The 19752-nt window shown below is 51.8% G+C and carries 12 protein-coding genes and 1 pseudogene; 5 read left to right on the plus strand and 8 right to left on the minus strand.

Annotated features, from left to right (window positions below; genetic code table 11):
* Positions 1 to 503: 503 nt before the first annotated feature.
* The 3 genes and pseudogenes from ACM9J1_RS11950 to ACM9J1_RS11960 form a co-directional block, all read right to left on the minus strand.
* On the minus strand, positions 504 to 1424 hold the full coding sequence (locus ACM9J1_RS11950) for a PorP/SprF family type IX secretion system membrane protein (RefSeq protein ID WP_415582285.1): 921 nt from the start codon (positions 1422 to 1424) through the stop codon (positions 504 to 506).
* A gap of 63 nt (positions 1425 to 1487) precedes the next feature.
* Positions 1488 to 2087, minus strand: a 600-nt coding sequence (locus ACM9J1_RS11955) for a gliding motility-associated C-terminal domain-containing protein (protein WP_415582286.1), incomplete at its 5' end; no start/stop codon positions are given.
* Between the two features lie 202 nt (positions 2088 to 2289).
* A pseudogene (locus ACM9J1_RS11960) lies at positions 2290 to 8975 on the minus strand (fibronectin type III domain-containing protein); the annotation flags it as partial.
* Positions 8976 to 9157: 182 nt separating this feature from the next.
* On the opposite strand from ACM9J1_RS11960, the gene ACM9J1_RS11965 reads away from it, so the two are divergent.
* The gene (locus ACM9J1_RS11965; RefSeq protein WP_415582287.1) at positions 9158 to 9916 is read left to right on the plus strand and encodes a UDP-2,3-diacylglucosamine diphosphatase; all 759 of its coding nucleotides are present in this window, start codon (positions 9158 to 9160) and stop codon (positions 9914 to 9916) included.
* Positions 9917 to 10031: 115 nt separating this feature from the next.
* On the opposite strand, the gene recJ is transcribed toward ACM9J1_RS11965, so the two are convergent.
* Positions 10032 to 11729, minus strand: a complete 1698-nt coding sequence (gene recJ / locus ACM9J1_RS11970; RefSeq protein ID WP_415582288.1) for a single-stranded-DNA-specific exonuclease RecJ — start codon at positions 11727 to 11729, stop codon at positions 10032 to 10034.
* Between the two features lie 100 nt (positions 11730 to 11829).
* Between recJ and ade the strand changes: the two genes are divergently transcribed.
* On the plus strand, positions 11830 to 13449 hold the full coding sequence (ade, locus tag ACM9J1_RS11975) for an adenine deaminase (protein ID WP_415582289.1): 1620 nt from the start codon (positions 11830 to 11832) through the stop codon (positions 13447 to 13449).
* Here ade and ACM9J1_RS11980 read toward each other — a convergent pair.
* Genes ACM9J1_RS11980 through ACM9J1_RS11995 form a run of 4 tightly spaced genes read right to left on the minus strand, consistent with a single transcriptional unit; the run spans position 13446 to position 16069 of the window.
* Positions 13446 to 13877: a nuclear transport factor 2 family protein gene (locus tag ACM9J1_RS11980; RefSeq protein ID WP_415582290.1), complete on the minus strand. Its 432-nt coding sequence runs from the start codon at positions 13875 to 13877 to the stop codon at positions 13446 to 13448. The genes ade and ACM9J1_RS11980 overlap by 4 nt on opposite strands.
* A gap of 7 nt (positions 13878 to 13884) precedes the next feature.
* Positions 13885 to 14559 carry a 16S rRNA (cytidine(1402)-2'-O)-methyltransferase gene (gene rsmI, locus ACM9J1_RS11985; RefSeq protein WP_415582291.1) on the minus strand — a complete coding sequence of 225 codons (675 nt, stop codon included), beginning with the start codon at positions 14557 to 14559 and terminating at the stop codon, positions 13885 to 13887.
* Positions 14559 to 15005 carry a hypothetical protein gene (locus ACM9J1_RS11990; RefSeq protein WP_415582292.1) on the minus strand — a complete coding sequence of 149 codons (447 nt, stop codon included), beginning with the start codon at positions 15003 to 15005 and terminating at the stop codon, positions 14559 to 14561. Before ACM9J1_RS11990 ends, rsmI begins: the two co-directional genes overlap by 1 nt.
* Complete coding sequence (locus ACM9J1_RS11995) at positions 15005 to 16069, minus strand: hypothetical protein (protein ID WP_415582293.1); 1065 nt, start codon at positions 16067 to 16069, stop codon at positions 15005 to 15007. Before ACM9J1_RS11995 ends, ACM9J1_RS11990 begins: the two co-directional genes overlap by 1 nt.
* A gap of 140 nt (positions 16070 to 16209) precedes the next feature.
* Here ACM9J1_RS11995 and ACM9J1_RS12000 point away from each other — a divergent pair, with 140 nt between their 5' ends.
* From ACM9J1_RS12000 to mscL, 3 genes are all read left to right on the plus strand, one after another.
* Positions 16210 to 16848, plus strand: a complete 639-nt coding sequence (locus tag ACM9J1_RS12000) for a thymidine kinase (protein ID WP_415582294.1) — start codon at positions 16210 to 16212, stop codon at positions 16846 to 16848.
* A complete protein-coding gene (locus ACM9J1_RS12005) occupies positions 16805 to 19288 on the plus strand; it encodes a bifunctional UDP-N-acetylmuramoyl-tripeptide:D-alanyl-D-alanine ligase/alanine racemase (protein WP_415582295.1) in 2484 nt (827 codons plus the stop codon). Before ACM9J1_RS12000 ends, ACM9J1_RS12005 begins: the two co-directional genes overlap by 44 nt.
* 72 nt (positions 19289 to 19360) lie before the next feature.
* On the plus strand, positions 19361 to 19744 hold the full coding sequence (gene mscL / locus ACM9J1_RS12010) for a large-conductance mechanosensitive channel protein MscL (protein WP_415582296.1): 384 nt from the start codon (positions 19361 to 19363) through the stop codon (positions 19742 to 19744).
* The last annotated feature ends 8 nt before the right edge of the window (positions 19745 to 19752 follow it).

Consider the following 19752-nt stretch of genomic DNA (forward strand, 5'->3'; position numbering starts at 1 on the left):
GAGAGCACCGCCCCGAAGTCCGCCTTGTCGCTGTTGAGCTCCATCGGCTTGGCGTCGAAGAGCTTGGCCTGGGAACGCAGGCGCGGAAGGTAATCCGGGTCCTTGAGGAAGATCGCCGCCCGCTCGTCNCCCGGGGCCTTGGCCGCGAACTTGCGCATCTGCACATTGGCAGCCTCGTACTGCCCCTCGGCCTTGAGCATCTGGGCATAGCGGTAATACGTCTCGGCATCCTGATCGGTCTCGGTCGCCTTGGCGTACCAGCGCACGGCCTCCTTGGAGTTGAACACGTTGTAGTGGCTCTCGGCCAGCTGGCGGTAGACGTACGGGTCCTGCTTGCCGTCCTCCACCAATCTCTGGTACTCGGCCGCCGCATCGAGGTACTCGAAGCGGTTGAAGAGCTTGTCGGCCCTCTCGGTATCCTTGTTCTGGGCCGTCAGGGCAAAGCTGCCAAGGGCCAGGGAGAATATGATATATAGTCTTTTCATCCTTGCGTTTGTTTTATGTTAGAAATACCTTGGTGAGCGCGACACCTTCTTGGAGAGGTTCACATCGAAGAGCAGCATCACCTCGTGCGAGGCCGGGGTAACCACGTCAAGGTCCGAGATGATGTGGTCGTAGGCATAGCCGATGCGAAGCTGGGGGGTGATGGCGAAGGTCGCCATCGCACCGAAGGAATCCTCACGGCGCCAGGTCGCACCCAGCTCGAAGCGGTCGTTGTACATCGCGTTGAGCGAAAGGTCCACGGAGGCAGGAGCCCCGAAGGAGGTCTTGACCATGGCGAAGGGCTTGAGCTTCCATACCGGGGAGAGGTCGAAGACATAACCACCCGTGAGGAAATAATGCAGCTCCTCACCGCCGTAGCTCACCCCGTTGTAGTCCAGGTACTTCGCCTTGAGCATGTTCGGGACCGAGAAGGCCACGTAGTATTTATCCGTATAATAGAACATCCCCGCGCCAAGGTTCATGAACGTCTCGCTCGGGTTGGATCCGCCGAAGACGCCGTCACCCACATCGGGGAGCGTCGGGTAGATCGTCGCGAAGTCCACCTTGTGCATCGTCGCACCGCCCTTCATGCCGAAGGCCAGGCGGTGCTCCCCGCCCAACTGCAGCGTGTAGGAGAAGTCGGCGTAGATGTTGGTCTCCTCAACAGGGCCGATCCTGTCGTTGATCAGCGAGAGCCCAAGCCCAACGTTGCGCCCAACGGGGCTGTGCAAAAAGAACGTGCCGGTGGTCGGGGCGTCCTCGATCTCGACCCACTGCTTGCGGTAGAGAAGACCCCCCGAGATGCTTTCCTTCGAACCCGCATAGGCCGGGTTCATAACGCTCATGTTGTACATGTACTGCGTATAGTGCGGGTCCTGCTGCGCATGGCCTCCCGTAAGGGCGAACAGCGCAAGGACGGCCGTGATGTATAATCTCTTCATGTGTATGTGTTTTATGTAAGGCCCCGGGAGGCGGTCGGCTTCCCGGGGACCCCTTTTGCTAGTTTAGTTTCTCTCGCGGTTAATGTATATCCAGCCCGTCCTGGACTCGCCCTGGGCACGGTCGATCACGTAGTAATACGTACCGTCCGGAAGCTCGTCGCCCGAATCGTCCTGGCCCTGCCACTGGTTGGTGTAGTTCCCCTTGCTGTAGACCACCATGCCGTAGCGGTTGAAGATCTGAAGCCTGGTCACGTTCTGGCCCTCAAGGTCGAAGTAGTCGTTCTGCCCGTCGCCGTTAGGGGAAATACCCTTCTGGATCAGACAGCCCGTGCCGTCGACAACCACAGGGAAGGTGGCATCGCACTCACCCACCTTCACGTTCACGCTGTAGGTGTCCGCGCCGGATACCGAAACGCTCTGGCCCGAACCGGTGATCACACCGCCCGCGGCCGAGGACCATGTGTACTGCGCCGCGGCAGGGTCGAAGCCGTTGGCCGGCACCACCGTAAGCACGTACTGGGAGCCCTGGCAGCCCGCATCCACCGTGAAGGAAGGCGTCGTGCCCACCGTCACATCGAAGCTGCTCTCATCAGAGCAGAGACCGTTGCTCGCCCAGATGTAGACCGTCTGGCTCGAGGTGATCGGACCCGTGATCGGGCCCACNCCGCCCGGCTGGCTGTAGTAGGAGCCCACCGTAAGGGCAGGCAGGGTGTAGCTGTCGCACGCATCGGTCACGTCCGCAAGGACATCCACAACCGGGCTCGCGTTGATCGTCACGGCAAAACTCGCCTCGGCGAAGCAGTTCGGGGTGGTGCCCGTCTGGGCATACACATACACCGTCTGGCTCGAAGTGATCGGACCCGTNATCGGGTCAACACCGCCCGGCTGGCCGTAATATGAACCCACCGTAAGGGCCGGAAGGCTGTAGCTGTCGCATGCCGTCACCGCCTGGAACGTGCCCAGGACAGGGGTCTGGTTGACCGTCACCACGAAGTCGCTCTGGTCACTGCACGCGCCAAGGCTCGCCCAGATATAGATCGTCTGGCTCGAAGTGACCGAACCACCAGGGAACAACTGCGTACCCGTACCGTTCGATCCCGTCCAATAAGCGTTGCCCGCAGACAACGCAGGCAATACGTACGAATCGCATACCGTAACGTCGTTCAAAATGTCGGCGGTAGGTTGTGGTGTAACCGTAACGATAACACTCTCTGTGGCTGAGCATCCGAAACGACTCACCGTCACTTCATAAACACCACTGGTAGATACTGTAATACTGCTTGATGTGTCCGGCAGCGGATTGGTATCTTGCGTCCAGCTGTATGTTGCATCGGCCAAATCAAAATTAATCGGCGTTACTGATATCGTCTGTGAATTACCCTGGCACAAACTAAACGAGGCCGGGAGGGTAAAATTAGGCGTGAGATCTTCCAGCCTCAAATCGAAATTCACTACGCCGAAACATCCCGACAGGTTATTTTCAACCCTGACATAAATAGTCTGAGGATTTGAAATATTCACATACGCGGATGGTGTTGCTATTGCATTGGTATTGTTTTCAGCATCGGCTTGCGTCAGGAAATAAGTGACGGTCCAGCCTGTACCCAAAGTCGCGAGTACCACAGGCGTATTTTGAGTCAAATCAAAAGTTCCCGTTTGCGCAGAAGAACAAATAAACAAGTCGTTTGGTTCGGCTGGCGTCACAGGATTGTAGAATTCCACGATTATCTCATCGGTTCCTTCGCACGTCGTTCCTGTAAAATTAACATGCAACGTATATGTTCCCTCGACAGAGACCGTCAAAGTTGGGTCTGTCGCGCCGACAATCGGACCAGAAGCATCAAACCACTGGAAATCATACAACTCCGGATCCAAGTCTGTAGAGAGCGTAGCGGTTCCGCCCGCACAAATCGCACTTCCTGTCGATTCCAAAAGGTTGTCACCCAGACCAATGTTTCCGATACCAAAACTGCCACCTTGCAGGAATACAGCCGAATCAAAAGCCGTATCCCGATAATCCGCAATCGCCATTTTGATATGATATTGATGTCCTGGTATTACTGCGGATGAAGCAGTCAATGGCACTATCGTTCCGTTGAAATTGATAGGCGCGCCAAGTTCGAGGCCCGGTGCATCGTAGAAATTGCCGAAATATTCCGGATTTGCCGATTCACAGGCATCGTTATACTGATTATCGCGTATGGTGGTCACCGATATTGGTACCGTCGTACTAGGCAGCACCGCGAGGTTAGTAGTAATCCCTGTATCCAAATCAGTTAGCAAAAATGCGAAAACATCAGAGAATGAACACTGGAATACTCCATACTCCTCAGACGCAAAAAGGAAATTGAAACTCATTTGGTTAACCAATGGAACAAAGTCAAATTCAAGTACGGATGCGTTATTCGTTCCATCAAATTGCCCCTGGGCTTCTACAATGTCCTCAAGGTCGGCATCACCCGGCCAATTATCAGCAGTAAAACTCTGTGTCGTTTCATTAGGGCCGGCCGCACCGCGAATGGCGATTTCATCAGGATTGGTCTGATAAAAAAGATTGGCCGCAGATCCGGTACTGAGGATTACGCCGTCGGCAAATGGAAAGGAAGAGCCATTTTGCTCAAAGTAACCTATACCGCTACTCGGTGTTACGAATTGCCCACCGAAATCTTCGGTAGCCGTGCCTGTGGACCAAGTAACATTACTTACTGTGGCACAAGTTTCACTCAACAACACCTCGGTAACCAATTCAGGCACCGTATACTGTGTCGTATTCACTAAAATCGGCGGCGGAATGGTTCCGATACACACATTAAAGGTCGATGTCTGACCCGGTTGCCCAGTCCAAGAATATACCCTAATAAAATAGGTCTGACCCGGAATCAAATCTGTTGCGATGCTTTGGTTGTCATCTGAACAATACACTTGGGTCAAATTGCCGCAGCTGTCGCCCTGATACAAGACATGGAATAAATCTGCGGTCGAGCCTTGGATGTTCGTCAAATCAATTGAAGCCGCAGTAGAAGTCGCGGTAAACGTATACCAAACATCGTCATCGGCGGTGCCGCCACAGTCATTCGCTAACGCAGAAGCGGTGGCACCAACCAAAGTTCCCGACGCAGTCTGCGCGCACGATTGGTCTGGGTTTACCGGAACAACGGTTGCTGTGTCGCATTCGTCATTGGTGATAAGTGTCGCGAAAGGCCGCGGCCCGGCCCAGTTGCTTACATCGGTGTCTGAACAAATTGCCCTGACATAGAATACGTATGAAGTTCCTGACGTGAGGCCAGTAGCCAGATACGGATTGTCTGTGGTCACGGTTCCAGTTGAACTTGCGCCCGGCGCGGGCGAACCAGCCGGTAAGATGATGACTTCCCACTGCGTGGCGGTATTTGCTTCCGTCCAACTCAGTAACGCGGATGTTTCAGTAACGTTATTTGCCGCAAGTTGCACCGGTTTAGGACAAGTCGGCGGGATACAAGTAACTGTTCCAGAGAAAAGTTCCGTACCCTGCAGGTTGGTTCCAGGCGCGTGGGTGAATATGGTTGTTCCCGTAGCATTGACGATGGAAACCCCAACTTCGGTCGCGAAGGAACCGCCAGTATTCCAGAACAATTCAACCGGCACATCATTACACAAGGAAAGTGTAAGTGAAACCGGGTTTGTGCCATCGGAAAAAATTGGACCCGTTAAAGTCGCTACGATGATACCATTCTGGGTGACGTTCATGGTATTGCCGTTCCAGCCATCGCCGAAACTGTCTACCATCACAAAAGTATAGTCGCAAAGGTTGTTCGGCAGACAAGCCAAGGTGTTGAAATCTGTCCCGAGGCTCCAGAAACTGCTGTCGGTATCCGAACAAACCGCACGGACATAAACCGTGTATTGCGTCGCCGGATCCAAGCCCGTCAAGGTGTATGGATTCGTCGTCACTACCGTGCCGGTATCTGTTGGTGCCGGAGCTGGTGCCGAAATTGGCAACACCAATATCTGCCACTGGGTGGCCGACGGTGTGTTGTTGTCCGTCCACGTTACCACTGCCGAATCGAGCAAAATGTTCGAGACAATGACATTGGTCGGCTTCAAACATGTTGGCGGGATACACTCGCCCATGCCTTCATAAAGCGTCGTGCCTTGGAGATTTTCCCCAGGCGCATGGGTAAAGATTGCTTCACCTAAGAAAGAGGTAATGGAAACACCTACTTCATTGGCAAAGTTGCCGCCGGTATTCCAGAACAACTCGAATGGAATGCCATTACAAAGCGGTACTTGTACTGTTACCGGACCATTGCCCGTTGTAAATGTTGACCCTATTGTGGCCACGGTGAGTCCGTTTTGGATAACCGCCATGGTATTGCCATTCCAGCCGTCACCGAAGGTATCGGTCATCGTAAACGTATACAAACATTGGTTGGCCGCCAAACAGACCAGTGTGCTGAATGCCCCGCCGTTGCTCCAGAAACTGCTGTCGGTATCCGAACAAACCGCCCTGACATAAGCCACATAATTGGTGCCCGATGTCAATCCCGTTGCGGTGTATGGATTGGTGCTTACCAGTGTTCCGCTATCTGTAGGCAACGGTGGCGGTGCGTTGGCCGGAAGTATGATTACTTCCCACTGCGTAGCAGCCGGTGTATTGTTGTCTGTCCAGGAAATGACCGCCGAGTCCAGGTCTGGCGTCACGGTCACCCCTGTAGGTTTCAAGCATGTTGGGGCAACACACTCACCCGTTCCGTTGAATAATGTAGTACCCTGTAAATTGGAGCCTGGGTCGTGTGAAAAGATTTCTTCGCCGAGGAATGATGTGATGGTAACACCAACTTCATTCGCGAATGCGCCGCCATTGTTCCAGAAAAGTTGGAAGGCCACACCGTTACAAATTGGCACCTGAACGTTTATTGGGCCGTTGCCAGTCGTGAAGGTCTCGCCGAGCGTGGCTACGGTAATCCCGTTCTGAATGACCGCCATCGTATTGCCGTTCCAGCCGTCGCCGAAGGTATCGGTCAATACAAACGTGTATAAACACTGGTCTGCAGCAGGACAAATACTGGTATTAAAGGTAAGCGGACCAGCAGCGGTACTGATATCGTCCACGCTACAAACCGCCCTGACATAAACGTCGTAAGATGTTCCCGATGTCAAACCGGTCAAGGTCGTCGGATTGGTCGCGTCTGTCCAGCCTGGGTTGTCCGCAGCCGGTGGCGCCGAACCTGCCGGCAAATAAATAATCTGCCATTGGGTTTCCGAACCACCAGGCGTCCAACTGATGTTGGCTTGCGTCATATCGATGCCGCTCACTTGAAGGTTCGTTGGTTTCGGACAAGTCGGCAACGTCAGGAATTCACCGGTGTCAGTAGACCATTCGCTGTTCTCGGTATCTGAACAAACTGCGCGAACCCAGAACGTATATTCTGTATCAGGATCAAGTCCTGTAATGTTATAAGGATTGTCGGTGGTTACCGCCGTTGGCACCGTAGCAGCCGTTGGTGCCGCACCGCCCGTAGGAACTGCATAAATATGCCAAGCAGTCGGCGTTGGGCCGTTCGCGATCCAGGTCAAAGTGGCGCCTCCCGTAACAGGGCTGCTCGCCGAAAGGTTTGTCGGTGGCAAACAAAGCGGATCAACGCAATTTGCATTTCCGGTGTACACCAATTGGCCTTGCTCGTTGTTGCCCGGTCCATAGGTAAAAATGGTTTGTCCGAACGAGTTGACGATGCTGAATCCTACTTCGGTCGGGAAGTTTCCTCCAGCATTCCAAGTCACCGTAAAACCGCCCTCGCACAATGTCACCGATTCGGTTACCGGTCCGGCGCCATTGGTAAACGTATCGCCGATAACGGTCGCCGTAGCATCTTGCGTGACTGTAAACGTATTGCCATTCCAGCCGTCACCGAATGTGTCGGTCATGACAAACGTGTAATTACATCCAGACGAACAATTTGTTGTACAAAACGGATACGGTCCTTCCCAAGGGCTGAATGTGCCGTCGCCGCAGTCGGCACGCACCCAATACTGATAACATCCGAGCGTGAGTGGTGTACCGGTAGCGAGTGCCGTTACAGGCACCGAAGTGTTGGCGTTTACCGTCAATCCAGAAGACGCCGGGATGGTTTCACCCGGCAACTGCACGAACACTTCCCATGAAGTCGCGCCGCCCGGATTGCCCCAGGAAAGCGCTGCGCTCGTTGGGCCTGTGCTCACTGCGCTCAAATTGGTGGGCGGCAAACAATTCAACTCTTGGATCAAAAGTGTATAGCCCACGGTTTGCGGCGCTGAATTGGTCGAAATCACAATCACATAGTTGTGCCCGGCGGTAACGGCCAAAGACTCAATCTCGCGGACGTTTGAGGTGTTGTTGGCGACACTCGCCACACAATTCACGCCTACGTTCGCGCATCCATCGTATACAAAAATGCCCGACCAGTTGCCTTGTGGCGTCATCGCAATGCTGATTGTCGTGTCCTCGGTTGGCGTGTAAGAATAAAACACGTCGTTTCCAGTCATGAAGTTATTCGGCGTGCCGGCGCAGTTGCCTTGCGGCGCATCGGTACTGTCTGAATAATTCGACGTATTGTCCGTCGTGAGGTAAGGTAAGGTCGAGACCACAATAGGGGAATCGCACGTTAAGCCCGGCGACGACGTGGTGAAGGCAAACGGCCCGACCCAGTCGCTGGTAAACGTCGAAGGGCAAACCGCCCGTACCCAATACTTATATTGTGTCGTCGGCGTGAAATTGATTCCAGCCGGCGTCGTGGTTTGCGTTGCCGTGTAAGGATTTGAATTGATGATGATGCCACTGGTAGGCTGTGCATCAGCAAAAGGCACAATGGCAATTTCCCACTGGGTCTGCCCTGCCGGCGCCGTCCAGTTCAAATTGGCCGAAACCTGCGTAATGGTTCCCGCCGCCAATGCCGATGGGTTGCCGCACTGCTGGTCAATCCTGACATCGTCTACGAGCCAACGGTCACCGTTGAGTCCGGCATCGGGCTGGGAATACTCGCGTACAAAGGCAATGTAACCTTGCTCGCCGGCATGTGCTGCCAAACTCACCGCTTTCTCCTCACAAACGTTGAATATCGCAGTAAGATTCACCTCTGTGAATTCCTGCACCAGCGTATAAGCTGCTGGGTTGTTCTGGGCTGCCGAAGCGGGCGCCCACATGATTTTGTACTTGGTCAATTGATCGCCGGAAATCGTCGTCCGGGTCACGAACCGAAGTTGCGCATTCGCCGGAAGCGTAATGAGCGGTGTGGCCAAAAAGTCTTGGCCCACGTTGCCTGCCCCGATATTTTCGCGGTTAATGTAGGCCGATTGCACGCCGGCGCACACGGTTGGCGGCGTAGTGACCGCGGTATTGATTGTCCAGCTTTGGTTCAAACCGACGCCATTGTCGAAAATGGCCCAAAGGCCATTTGAACCCAAGCCCGTCGTGCCCAAATCCCAACTTGAGCCTGGCGGGTTTGCGCTCTCAAAACCTTCCTGAAACGCGGGCTGTGCAAAGCCGACTAAGGAAAGTAGGAGAAACAATACCAATAGAGTAGTCTTTTTCATCATAAATGAAATTTTTTTGGTTGTTGGTAATAAAGCTAATTGCTGTAGGGAAAGTATAGGGAACCCAAATTTAACAAAATATCTGTAAGAATTTCAAAAAAGTTTAACTCTTGTTGAGATTAACATTTTCCGGCAATCCAAAACCCAAAAACAATTTGATTATCTTTGGCTTTTTAATGCACCGGATGTCGTTTTCCAACCCTAAAAAAATCTATTTCGCCTCAGACCAGCACCTTGGCGCGCCCACGCCCGAAGCGAGTTTCCCGCGCGAAAAAAGGTTTGTCGCCTGGCTTGAAGAAATCCGGCATGACGCCGAAGCCATTTTCCTCTTGGGCGACCTTTTCGATTTTTGGTTCGAGTACAAAACAGTCGTTCCAAAAGGATTTGTAAGAGTACTCGGCAAGTTGGCCGAAATCCGCGACAGCGGCATTCCCATTTACTTCTTTGTCGGCAACCATGACCTTTGGATGTCGGGCTATTTCGAGAAAGAACTCAACATTCCCGTATATCACGACAACCAGGAATACACCTTTAACGGCAAGACTTTTTTGATTGGCCACGGCGACGGAAAAGGCCCGGGCGACAAGGGCTACAAACGCATGAAGAAAGTCTTCACGAACCCGTTTTCCAAATGGCTCTATCGTTGGGTGCATCCGGATTGGGGCGTAAAACTCGCGCAATATCTTTCGGTAAAAAACAAACTGATTTCTGGTGAAGCCGATGTAAAATTCCTGGGCGAAGACAACGAATGGCTCGTGAGTTATGCCAAACGCAAGCTCGAAACCAAGCATTATGACTACTTCGTCTTCGGGCACCGTCATTTGCCGCTGGTCATCAAACTTAAGGAAAACGCTACGTACATCAACCTCGGCGACTGGATTGGCTACTTCACCTACGGTGTTTTCGACGGTGAACATTTCGAATTGAAAGAATATAAGCAGTAGGGCGTTGCCTCCGGCCCGGGCTGTCCGCACTCGCTTTGCAAACCCCACAGGTTTAGAAAAAACCTTTTGGGTTTAGCAAGAGCTCAAACAATCGCTTCCATCCCTAACGCAACCACTACTCTGCCGCACGCAAATCCTTCAACCGCAACTGGATACTCACCGCGCCATTCCACTCATTTTCTTCCAGCGCGTACGCAATATCAATCGGCTTTTTTGACGTCGCCAGTTCCAACTTGCTTCCCAACCCAAAACCAATCGCCGCAAAACCTTCCGAATTTCCTTGCTTAACAAAGAGCCGCAAGTGTTTTCCGTCTTCTCCTATGGTTTTTCCGTAGCCAAAATCGTTCACCTTTTTGGTAAGAAACACCGGTGTCATGTTCTCCGGCCCAAACGGTTCAAACCGCTTCAGGATACGCAACAGTTTGTCATCTATTTTCGTTAAGTCTATTTCCGCATCGATGACGGTTTCCGGAATGCGCAATTCGTCAGGAATCGTCTCGCGTACCGTGGTTTCAAACGCATCCTTGAATGTTAAGAAATTCTCCTCAGAAATCGTCATACCTGCCGCATACATATGCCCGCCGAATTGTTCGAGATGGCCCGCACACGCTTCAAGCGCATTGTAAATATCGAAATCCCTTACAGAACGAGCCGATGCCGCCAGTTTCCCGTTGCTTTTCGTGAATACAATCGTTGGGCGGTAATGTGTCTCGATTAACCGTGAGGCCACGATTCCAATCACACCTTTGTGCCAGCTTTCATCGTAAACTACAGTCGTAAACCGATCCTGCTCGCCGTTTTCCGCTATTTGCCGCAATGCCTCAGTGGTAATTTGCTTGTCGAGTCCTTTCCGCTCAGCGTTGTATTTTTCGATTTCCGACGCAAATTGCGCCGCTTGTTCCAGGTTGAATTCGGTCAGCAATTTTACGGCTTCGTTGCCATGCTTGATGCGTCCGGCCGCGTTGATGCGCGGCGCCAGGATAAAGACCACATCGGTAATGCTGAAGGCTGATTTCTTTTGTTGCTGCATCAGCGCCGCAATCCCCGGACGCGGGCTTGAATTGATGATTTCCAGTCCAAATTTCGCCAGGATGCGGTTCTCGCCCGTCATCGGGACAATGTCGGCGGCAATCGCGGTGGCCACCAAATCCAGGTAGGGCATCAGGTCGTCTATCGTGTGGCCGAACGTTCCGCCCAGCGCCTGAACCAACTTGAAACCCACGCCGCAGCCGCACAGTTCATCGTAAGGGTAATCGCAGTCGTCGCGTTTCGGATCAAGCACCGCCACTGCACTGGGCAGTTCATCGCCCGGCCGGTGGTGGTCGCAAATGATGAAATCGATGCCCTTGGATTTTGCGTACGCCACCAAATCCACAGACTTGATGCCGCAATCCAACGCGATGATCAATTTGCAGTCATTGTCATCGGCGTAATCGATGCCTTGCCTAGACACGCCGTAACCTTCGTTGTAGCGGTCCGGAATGTACGTATCCACATTCGCGTAAATGGTTTTTAGGTAGGAAGACACCAAAGCCACCGCCGTTGTGCCGTCCACGTCATAATCGCCGAACACGAGTATGTTCTCGCCGTTTTCCATCGCCCGTTGGATACGCGCCACGGCTTTGTCCATGTCTTTCATCAGGTACGGGTCGTGCAAATCATCCAGTGTCGGGCTGAAAAACAGCCGCGCCTGCTCGTACGTCTCGATGCCGCGTTGGGCCAGCAATGAGGCCACGATTTCGCTTACGTTCAGCGATTGCATCAATTCAGAAACGGTCTTGGGATTGGGTTGTGGTTTTAACGTCCAGCGCATGGTTCAAAATTAATTCAATTTCCGCCACGAATTCACGAATATTCAATTCTTGATCCTGAATTCGCGGCGCTTGCCTATTTTTGCTTCTCAACTTCCTCACATGAAAATCAGCGGCCAAATCGTCGACATCCAGAATCGGCGCATCTTTTCGGGCGAAATCACCGTCGCCAACGGCAAAATTACGTCCATCGAACCAAAAGAAATTACGGGAAAACAGTACATTTTGCCCGGTTTCGTCGATGCACACATCCACATTGAAAGCTCCATGCTCACGCCGTCCGAATTTGCGCGGCTCGCGGTCATCCACGGCACGGTCGCGACGATATCCGACCCGCACGAAATCGCGAACGTACTCGGCATTCCAGGCGTACAATACATGATCGACAACGGCAAAAAAGTTCCGCTGAAGTTTCATTTCGGTGCGCCGTCATGCGTTCCGGCCACGTCGTTTGAAACCGCCGGTGCGGTCATCGACGCCGAAGGAATCAAGCAATTGATGGCTTCCGACGACATTTATTACCTGGCCGAAATGATGAATTACCCCGGTGTGATTTACGACGATGCCGAAGTCCTGAAAAAACTCGAATACGCCAAAGCGTCCGGAAAACCCATCGACGGACACGCCCCGGGATTGCGCGGCGAACCGCTACAGAAATACGTAGCCGCCGGCATTTCTACAGACCACGAGTGTTTCGCCGAAGCCGAAGCCGCCGAAAAATTGTCGCTGGGCATGAAAGTGCTCATCCGCGAAGGCAGCGCCGCCAAGAATTTCGACGCGCTCATCGGGCTGCTCCCGGAGCATTTTGAAAACATGATGTTCTGTTCCGACGACAAACATCCCGACGATTTAATCGTGAGCCACATCAACGCGTTGTGCGCCCGCGCCGTTGCCAAAGGCGTCGACGTTTTCAAGGTGTTGCAAGCGGCGTGTGTCAATCCAGTGAACCACTACAATATGCAAGTGGGTTTGCTACGCGAAAACGATCCGGCCGACTTCGTTGTCGTGGAAGATTTGACGCATTTCAAGGTTGTTCAAACCTACATCAACGGTGAATTGGTCGCCGAAAACGGGAAATCGTTCATTGCGCCGGTCACATTCGAAAAACCCAATAATTTTAACATCGGCAAAAAGCGGATGGAAGACTTTGCGATTGCCGGCTCCGGAAATAAGATCCGGGTCATCGAAGCGCTCGAAGGCCAGCTCATCACCAATGAAATCCATGCGAAACCTAAAATAGAACACGGGCATTTGGTTTCCGATACCGAAAACGACATCCTGAAAATGGCGGTCGTGAACCGCTATCAGGACGCGCCGGTGGCCATCGGATTCATCAAGAATTTCGGGCTGAAAAAAGGCGCGATTGCCAGTTCGGTGGCGCACGATTGCCACAACATTGTCGCCGTGGGCACTTCCGACGAAGAAATCTGCAACGCCGTAAACCTCATCATCGAGCACTCAGGCGGTGTTTGCGCCGTTGATGGCGACACCAAAAAAGTATTGGGATTACCCGTGGCCGGCATCATTTCAGAGAAAGACGGCTGGGAAACCGGGCGGTTGTATCAGGAAATCGACGTCATGGCCAAGTCGCTCGGCAGCACGTTGCACGCGCCGTTTATGACCTTATCGTTTATGGCATTGCTCGTCATTCCGGATTTGAAGTTGTCCGACAAAGGATTGTTCAGCGGGAAAGATTTCAGGTTTGTGGATTTGGAAATTTAGGTCAACTCCAAATTGCCGTTCATGTACTTCAGGTTGTACCGAAACTGATCGATGCGCCAGCCGTTTTCCTGCAACACCAAATGAATGTCATACGTCCCAACGAATTCCCGCACGCCATTTACTGCCGCTTTTTTGTAATGGGTCGCAGTCGCATAAGCAGACACGTCGGCTTGGTTGGCGGTAATCGTTACAAGATAATTGCCCGCCAGATGGTTGATCTGATCAATCCCTTCAAAACCCTTCTGCCACATTTCGCAAATTTCGCGGGCTGGCATGGTTCGCTTTTCACCGCCAAGCGAAGACATGTCGAAAAGCACATCGGCGGCAAAAACTTCGTCTTGTAGCTTGGTCCAATCCTGCCTGTCGGTATAGACAAACAGTTTGTTTACGGTTTCGACAATAATGTCGCGGGTGGAGAAGTGTTCCATAATACTGTTATTTCGATTTGCCGGCGACTACCACAACGATTTCGCCTTTTACCCCTTTCTTCTCAAAATGCGCCAGCACTTCCTTGGCCGTGCCGCGGGCATTTTCCTCGTGGAGTTTCGAGAGTTCGCGCGACACACAAACCGGTCGGTCTTCTCCGAAATACTGTACGAACTCTGACAGCGTCTTGACCAACTTGTGCGGCGACACGTAAAAAATCATGGTACGGGTTTCCTCGGCCAGTTGCAGAAAACGGGTTTGGCGGCCTTTTTTTTCGGGCAAAAACCCTTCAAAGACGAAGCGGTCATTGGGCAGGCCGGAATTGACCAGCGCCGGAACAAATGCCGTGGCACCGGGCAAACATTCCACTTCGATGCCGTTTTCAAGTGCTGCACGGGTGAGCAAAAATCCGGGGTCGGAAATCGCGGGTGTGCCGGCATCAGAAATCAACGCGATGTTGTCGCCTGCTTTCAATCGGGAAACCACATGGTCAACGGTTTTGTGTTCATTGTGCATGTGGTGCGATTGCATATGCGTGGCAATCTCGAAATGCTTGAGGAGTTTGCCGCTGGTGCGCGTGTCTTCGGCCAAAATCAAATCAACCTCTTTCAAGACGCGAATGGCGCGGAAGGTCATGTCTTCCAAATTGCCGATTGGCGTCGGGACGAGGTATAATTTGCCCATTATTCGATGATGAGTTTGCCTTGGTATTCAAACCTGATTTTCGGGTCGAATACAAAATCATGGTATGCCGCCTGTCCTTTTTTCTGGGAAACCTTTAGTGATGTGCGGCCCATTTCCACGCCTTTCTTGTCGAAGAGCTTTAACGACAAGTCTTTGCTGAAGTCTTTATCGGTAATCAAATACAGGCTGAGGATGTTTTCGTGGCCTTCTTTGTCGTGGCTGAAATAATACTTCCCGAAAGACAAGCCGTCTTTTTTCAGGTCGTCCGACAATTCAATGTTGAGCGCGGCACTTTCCGAAATGCCCTTGTCGATGTTGTTCACGACGTCCGAAGCCGTACGGCCAACCGCCTGCGCGCCAGAGTCTATTGCGCCGCTTGCCTTTTCCTTGACACGTTCGCAGGAAAAAACCAGGCCGAGTATCCCGACAAAAACGACCTTTTTCATCAGGAGAATTTTTTCTCGATGACTTCCATGAACCGCTGCTCGAATTCTTCCTTGCCATCCCAATTGTTGTAATCGGGCTTTACCATGTGCGCAATGAAATCCTGCGCCTCGGCGTATGAATTGAACGTGATGAGTTGTGACAACACGCGGTTGTAGTCTTCGTTGCTGTTGTTGAACAAGTTTTTCACGAATGCGATGCGGTCGTTCAAGCCCACGGTGATGCCTTTAGACATCCGGTCGCCCAAAGCCGTTTCCGGATTCATTTTAAAAACAGGCACTTTGTCCTCGCGGCTCGTAATCGGGATAACGTTTGGCTTTGGTTCCGAAAACGCAGGTTCTACGCGGTTGTCTTCGGCCGGCGTGTCGGTTTCGGCAGTTTCGTCTTCCGGCTTCACAAATACCGAATCTTTATAACCTTCGCCTAACAAGTCTTCGAAGGCAACCGCACTGGTTTGTGTCTCGTTTTCGGCCCGCTTTTCGGTAGTTTCTTCAGTTTTATTGTCGAACGTCCATTCAAAACTCGGCTTGAACAAATCTTCCTGCTTGACTTCGGGCATGGCGGCCGCGATTTCTTGCTTGGTTTCCGGCTCCTGGAAATCGATGCCGACTTCCACTACGGGCGTGTCATCGGTTTCCATCGCTGGCGCGGCTTCCGGCTCTTCTGTTGGTGCTTCCGCAATTTCTTCGGCTTCGGCAACCACTTCGTCGACTTCCTGCTCATTTGGCGTCGCATCCGAAGCCAATTTTTCTTCTTCTGGCGTCGTTGGTTCCTGGATTTTTTCTTCTTCCTTTTCTTGGTCTTTATCCTCTTCAGGCTTTGGCTTATCCTCGGCCGTTTCAGCACTCTCTTTTTCTTCGAAAGCAGTAGCTAAGATGTCTTCGGCTTCCGTGCGGCCAATGGTAGGCTGCAAGTCGCTGAAATTTTCCTCGACAAACTTCAGGACAGCCAGTTTCTCATACAATTTTTGGGTTTCGAGGTAAAGCTGATCCAATTCCGATTTATTCTTGAGTTTCAGGATGCGGTGTGCAATCGAGATGAGTTCGGCTTCGAGCTTTTTTTTCATGGTTTTAGGCTTGTGGGCGATTAAGGCGTGGTAAATTTTCCTATTTTTGGTTCGGTGCTAAAAATAATGATTTTCGGCATCAAAAATACTGTTACAAAGTAAAGAAAACAATTCCTTTTTTAAGGACTGAAAACCGAAAAATGTTTCTCGAAAATACCGTCAACCACAAAGAGCAATTCGGCTGGATCGAGGTCATCTGCGGCTCCATGTTTTCGGGCAAGACCGAAGAATTGATCCGTCGTTTGAAGCGGGCACAATTCGCCAGGCAGAAGGTGGAAATCTTCAAGCCGGCCATTGACACGCGCTACCATGACGAAATGGTCGTGTCGCACGATGCCAACGAAATCCGCTCGACGCCCGTGCCTGCCGCGGCCAATATCCGCATCCTGGCGCAAGGTTGCCAAGTCGTTGGGATTGATGAGGCGCAATTTTTCGACGACGAAATCGTGGCGGTATGCAATGACCTGGCGAATTCCGGTATCCGCGTCATCGTGGCCGGACTGGACATGGATTTCAAGGGCAACCCGTTCGGACCGATGCCTGCACTTATGGCCACAGCCGAATACGTGACGAAAGTCCATGCGGTTTGCACCCGGACCGGAAACCTGGCCAACTATAGTTTCAGGAAATCATCCAGCGACAACTTGGTCTTGCTGGGCGAAACCGAGGAATACGAACCGCTCAGCCGCGCGGCTTACTTCAATGCGATGTGGACCAATTCGGCCAAGGAAATCGATGTGGAGAAGGAACCGGTTGCCACGAAAAAATCCAAATCCTGAGTTGGCGTTTCCGGTAAAAAATATCATTCCAATCCTGGGCGCGACTTGGTTGGGCGACGACATCGAGGCCACCATCGACAACATATCGATAGACAGTCGTTCTTTGCAGAACAATGCGCACACGCTGTTTTTTGCGCTGTCTGGCCCCAACAACAACGCGCATCATTTCATTCCTGACCTCATTTCCAAGGGCGTCCGTTTTTTCGTCGTTTCAGACATTCCAACATCGGTAAAAAATGACGCCAACTTTATCTTGGTGGGCAACACACTGTTGGCGTTGCAACAATTTGCGGCCTGGCACCGAAGCCAATTCTCGTTTCCGGTCATCGGGATTACGGGCAGCAACGGAAAAACCATCGTCAAGGAATGGCTGAATTTCCTGCTGTCGCCGGACTACAACGTCATCCGAAGCCCGAAAAGCTACAATTCGCAGGTTGGCGTGCCGTTGTCTGTGTTGGGCATCAATGAGAAACACAACCTCGGCATTTTCGAATGCGGGATTTCGCAAACCGGCGAGATGGAGAAACTGGCGCAAATCGTTTCACCAACCATCGGGATTCTGACCAATGTTGGAACGGCGCACGACGAAGGTTTTAAGTCTGAAGAAGAAAAAATTGTCGAAAAACTCAAGCTGTTCGAAAACGCAGACGTATTGATTTACCAAAAGGATCCAGCGGTTGACGCGCACGTTTCCACCAGGACTTTTTCTTGGAGTTTTACCGATGCGCGGGCCGATGTGCTCATTTCCAAAACCGTTTCGGCCGCCAAAACCCGACTAGAAGTCAGTCGCGGCAACCAGAACCTATCCGTGGAAATTCCGCTGGCTGATTCGGCTTCCATCGAAAACGCCATTTCCAGCCTGATGGTTTTGCTCTGGATGAACTACGATGCCGATACCATTGGCCGCCGGATGCAACAACTTTATCCGGTAGAAATGCGGCTCGTGGTCAAGAACGGTATCCACAACACGACGGTCATCGACGACAGTTACAGCTCGGATTTCCAGTCGCTTAAGATTGCGCTCGATTTCTTGGAAAGCCAGAAACACCATGCGAAGAAAACCGTTATCCTGTCGGACATTTTCCAAAGCGGACTAGCCAACGAACAGCTCTATAAAAAGGTGTCGCAACTCGTGGAATCCAACAAGATCGGGCGCGTGATCGGCATCGGGCAAACCATTTCGCAGTTTAAGAATACCTTCGAAAATATTATTGTTTTTGCATCGACGCAGGAATTCTTAGCGCAATTCGACACGCTCGATTTTGGCAACGAAACCATTTTGGTGAAAGGCGCGCGGCAGTTTGAATTCGAGAAAATCGTGGCGCTGCTGGAAGAGAAAACGCACGAAACCGTACTGGAAATCAACCTCAACGCCATTGGCCACAACCTGAATTATTACCGCTCGAAACTGCGTCCGGAAACCAAACTCATGGTCATGGTGAAAGCCTTCGGGTACGGCAACGGCGGGTTTGAAATCGCGAAACTGCTCGAACACCACAAAACCGATTACTTGGGCGTGGCGTTCGCCGACGAAGGCATTTCGCTTAAAAATGCCGGCATCAAATTGCCTATTATGGTGCTGAATCCCGAATCGACGAGTTTTCCGCAGATCATACAATACGGGTTGGAACCGGAAATCTACAGTATCAAAGGCTTAAAGGCTTTTATCGCCCTGGCAGACGAACGCAGGCTGGAGCATTTCCCGATCCATATTAAAATAGATACCGGGATGCACCGATTGGGTTTTGAGGCCGAACACATGGCGGAATTAATCGCAATCCTATCGAAAACGGAATCGGTGAACGTGAAAAGCATCCTCTCGCACATGGCCACAAGCGATGATTTGGCGCATGATGATTTTGCCCGCGCACAGATTGATTTGTTCGAAAAGCTGTCGCTACAGCTGATGCAAGCGCTCAACATCCGTCCGATACGGCACATCCTAAACACTTCGGGTATCGAACATTATCCGCAGGCGCAATATGACATGGTGCGACTCGGCATTGGCTTGTACGGAATCTCAAACGACGCCACCGAACAGAAACACTTGGAAATAGTGGGCACGCTCAAATCGGTCATTTCGCAATTGCGGACCATCCAAAAAGGCGAAAGCGTGGGTTACGGACGCCGGTTCATGGCCGATGGCGACACGAAAATTGCCACGATTCCTATCGGTTATGCCGATGGGATTTCGCGCCACTGGGGCAACCTCAACGGCTATGTCACGATTTCCGGAAAAAGGGCGCCAATCGTAGGCAGCGTTTGTATGGACATGCTCATGGCTGACTGCACCGGAATTGACTGCCGCGAAGGCGATGCGGTCATTATTTTCGGGGAAAGCCCGAGCGTGACTGAGATGGCAGAGAAACTACGCACAATTCCGTATGAAATCCTGACGTCGATTTCGCAGCGGGTGAAAAGGGTTTTTTATCGGGAATAGTGAAATGTTAAAAATTTTAACTACATTCGATTTACTGTAGCACAAAAATTTTAACCCTAAAAACATTTTACTATGGGCATGATGTCAGAATTTAAAGAGTTTGTTGCCAAAGGCAATGTCATGGATTTGGCCGTCGGTGTCATCATCGGCGCTGCTTTTGGAAAAATCGTCACTTCGTTGGTGGAAGATGTAATTACACCGGCGCTTCTTACACCGGCACTGAAGGCCGCACAACTGGAAAATATCGAACAGCTCAAGACCGACGGCGGCATCCTTTACGGAAAGTTCCTCGGCGCTGTGATAGGCTTCATCGTCATCGCATTCGTTATCTTCCTGTTGGTGAAAGGCGTCAACAGCATGAGAAAGAAACAGGAGGCTGCACCAGCTGCACCACCAGCGCCGAGCAACGAAGAAAAGTTGCTGATGGAAATCCGCGATGCGCTAAAAAACAGATAATCCGCTAC

This window comes from Flavobacterium longum, assembly GCF_965137575.1.
Taxonomy (GTDB): domain Bacteria; phylum Bacteroidota; class Bacteroidia; order Flavobacteriales; family Flavobacteriaceae; genus Flavobacterium; species Flavobacterium longum.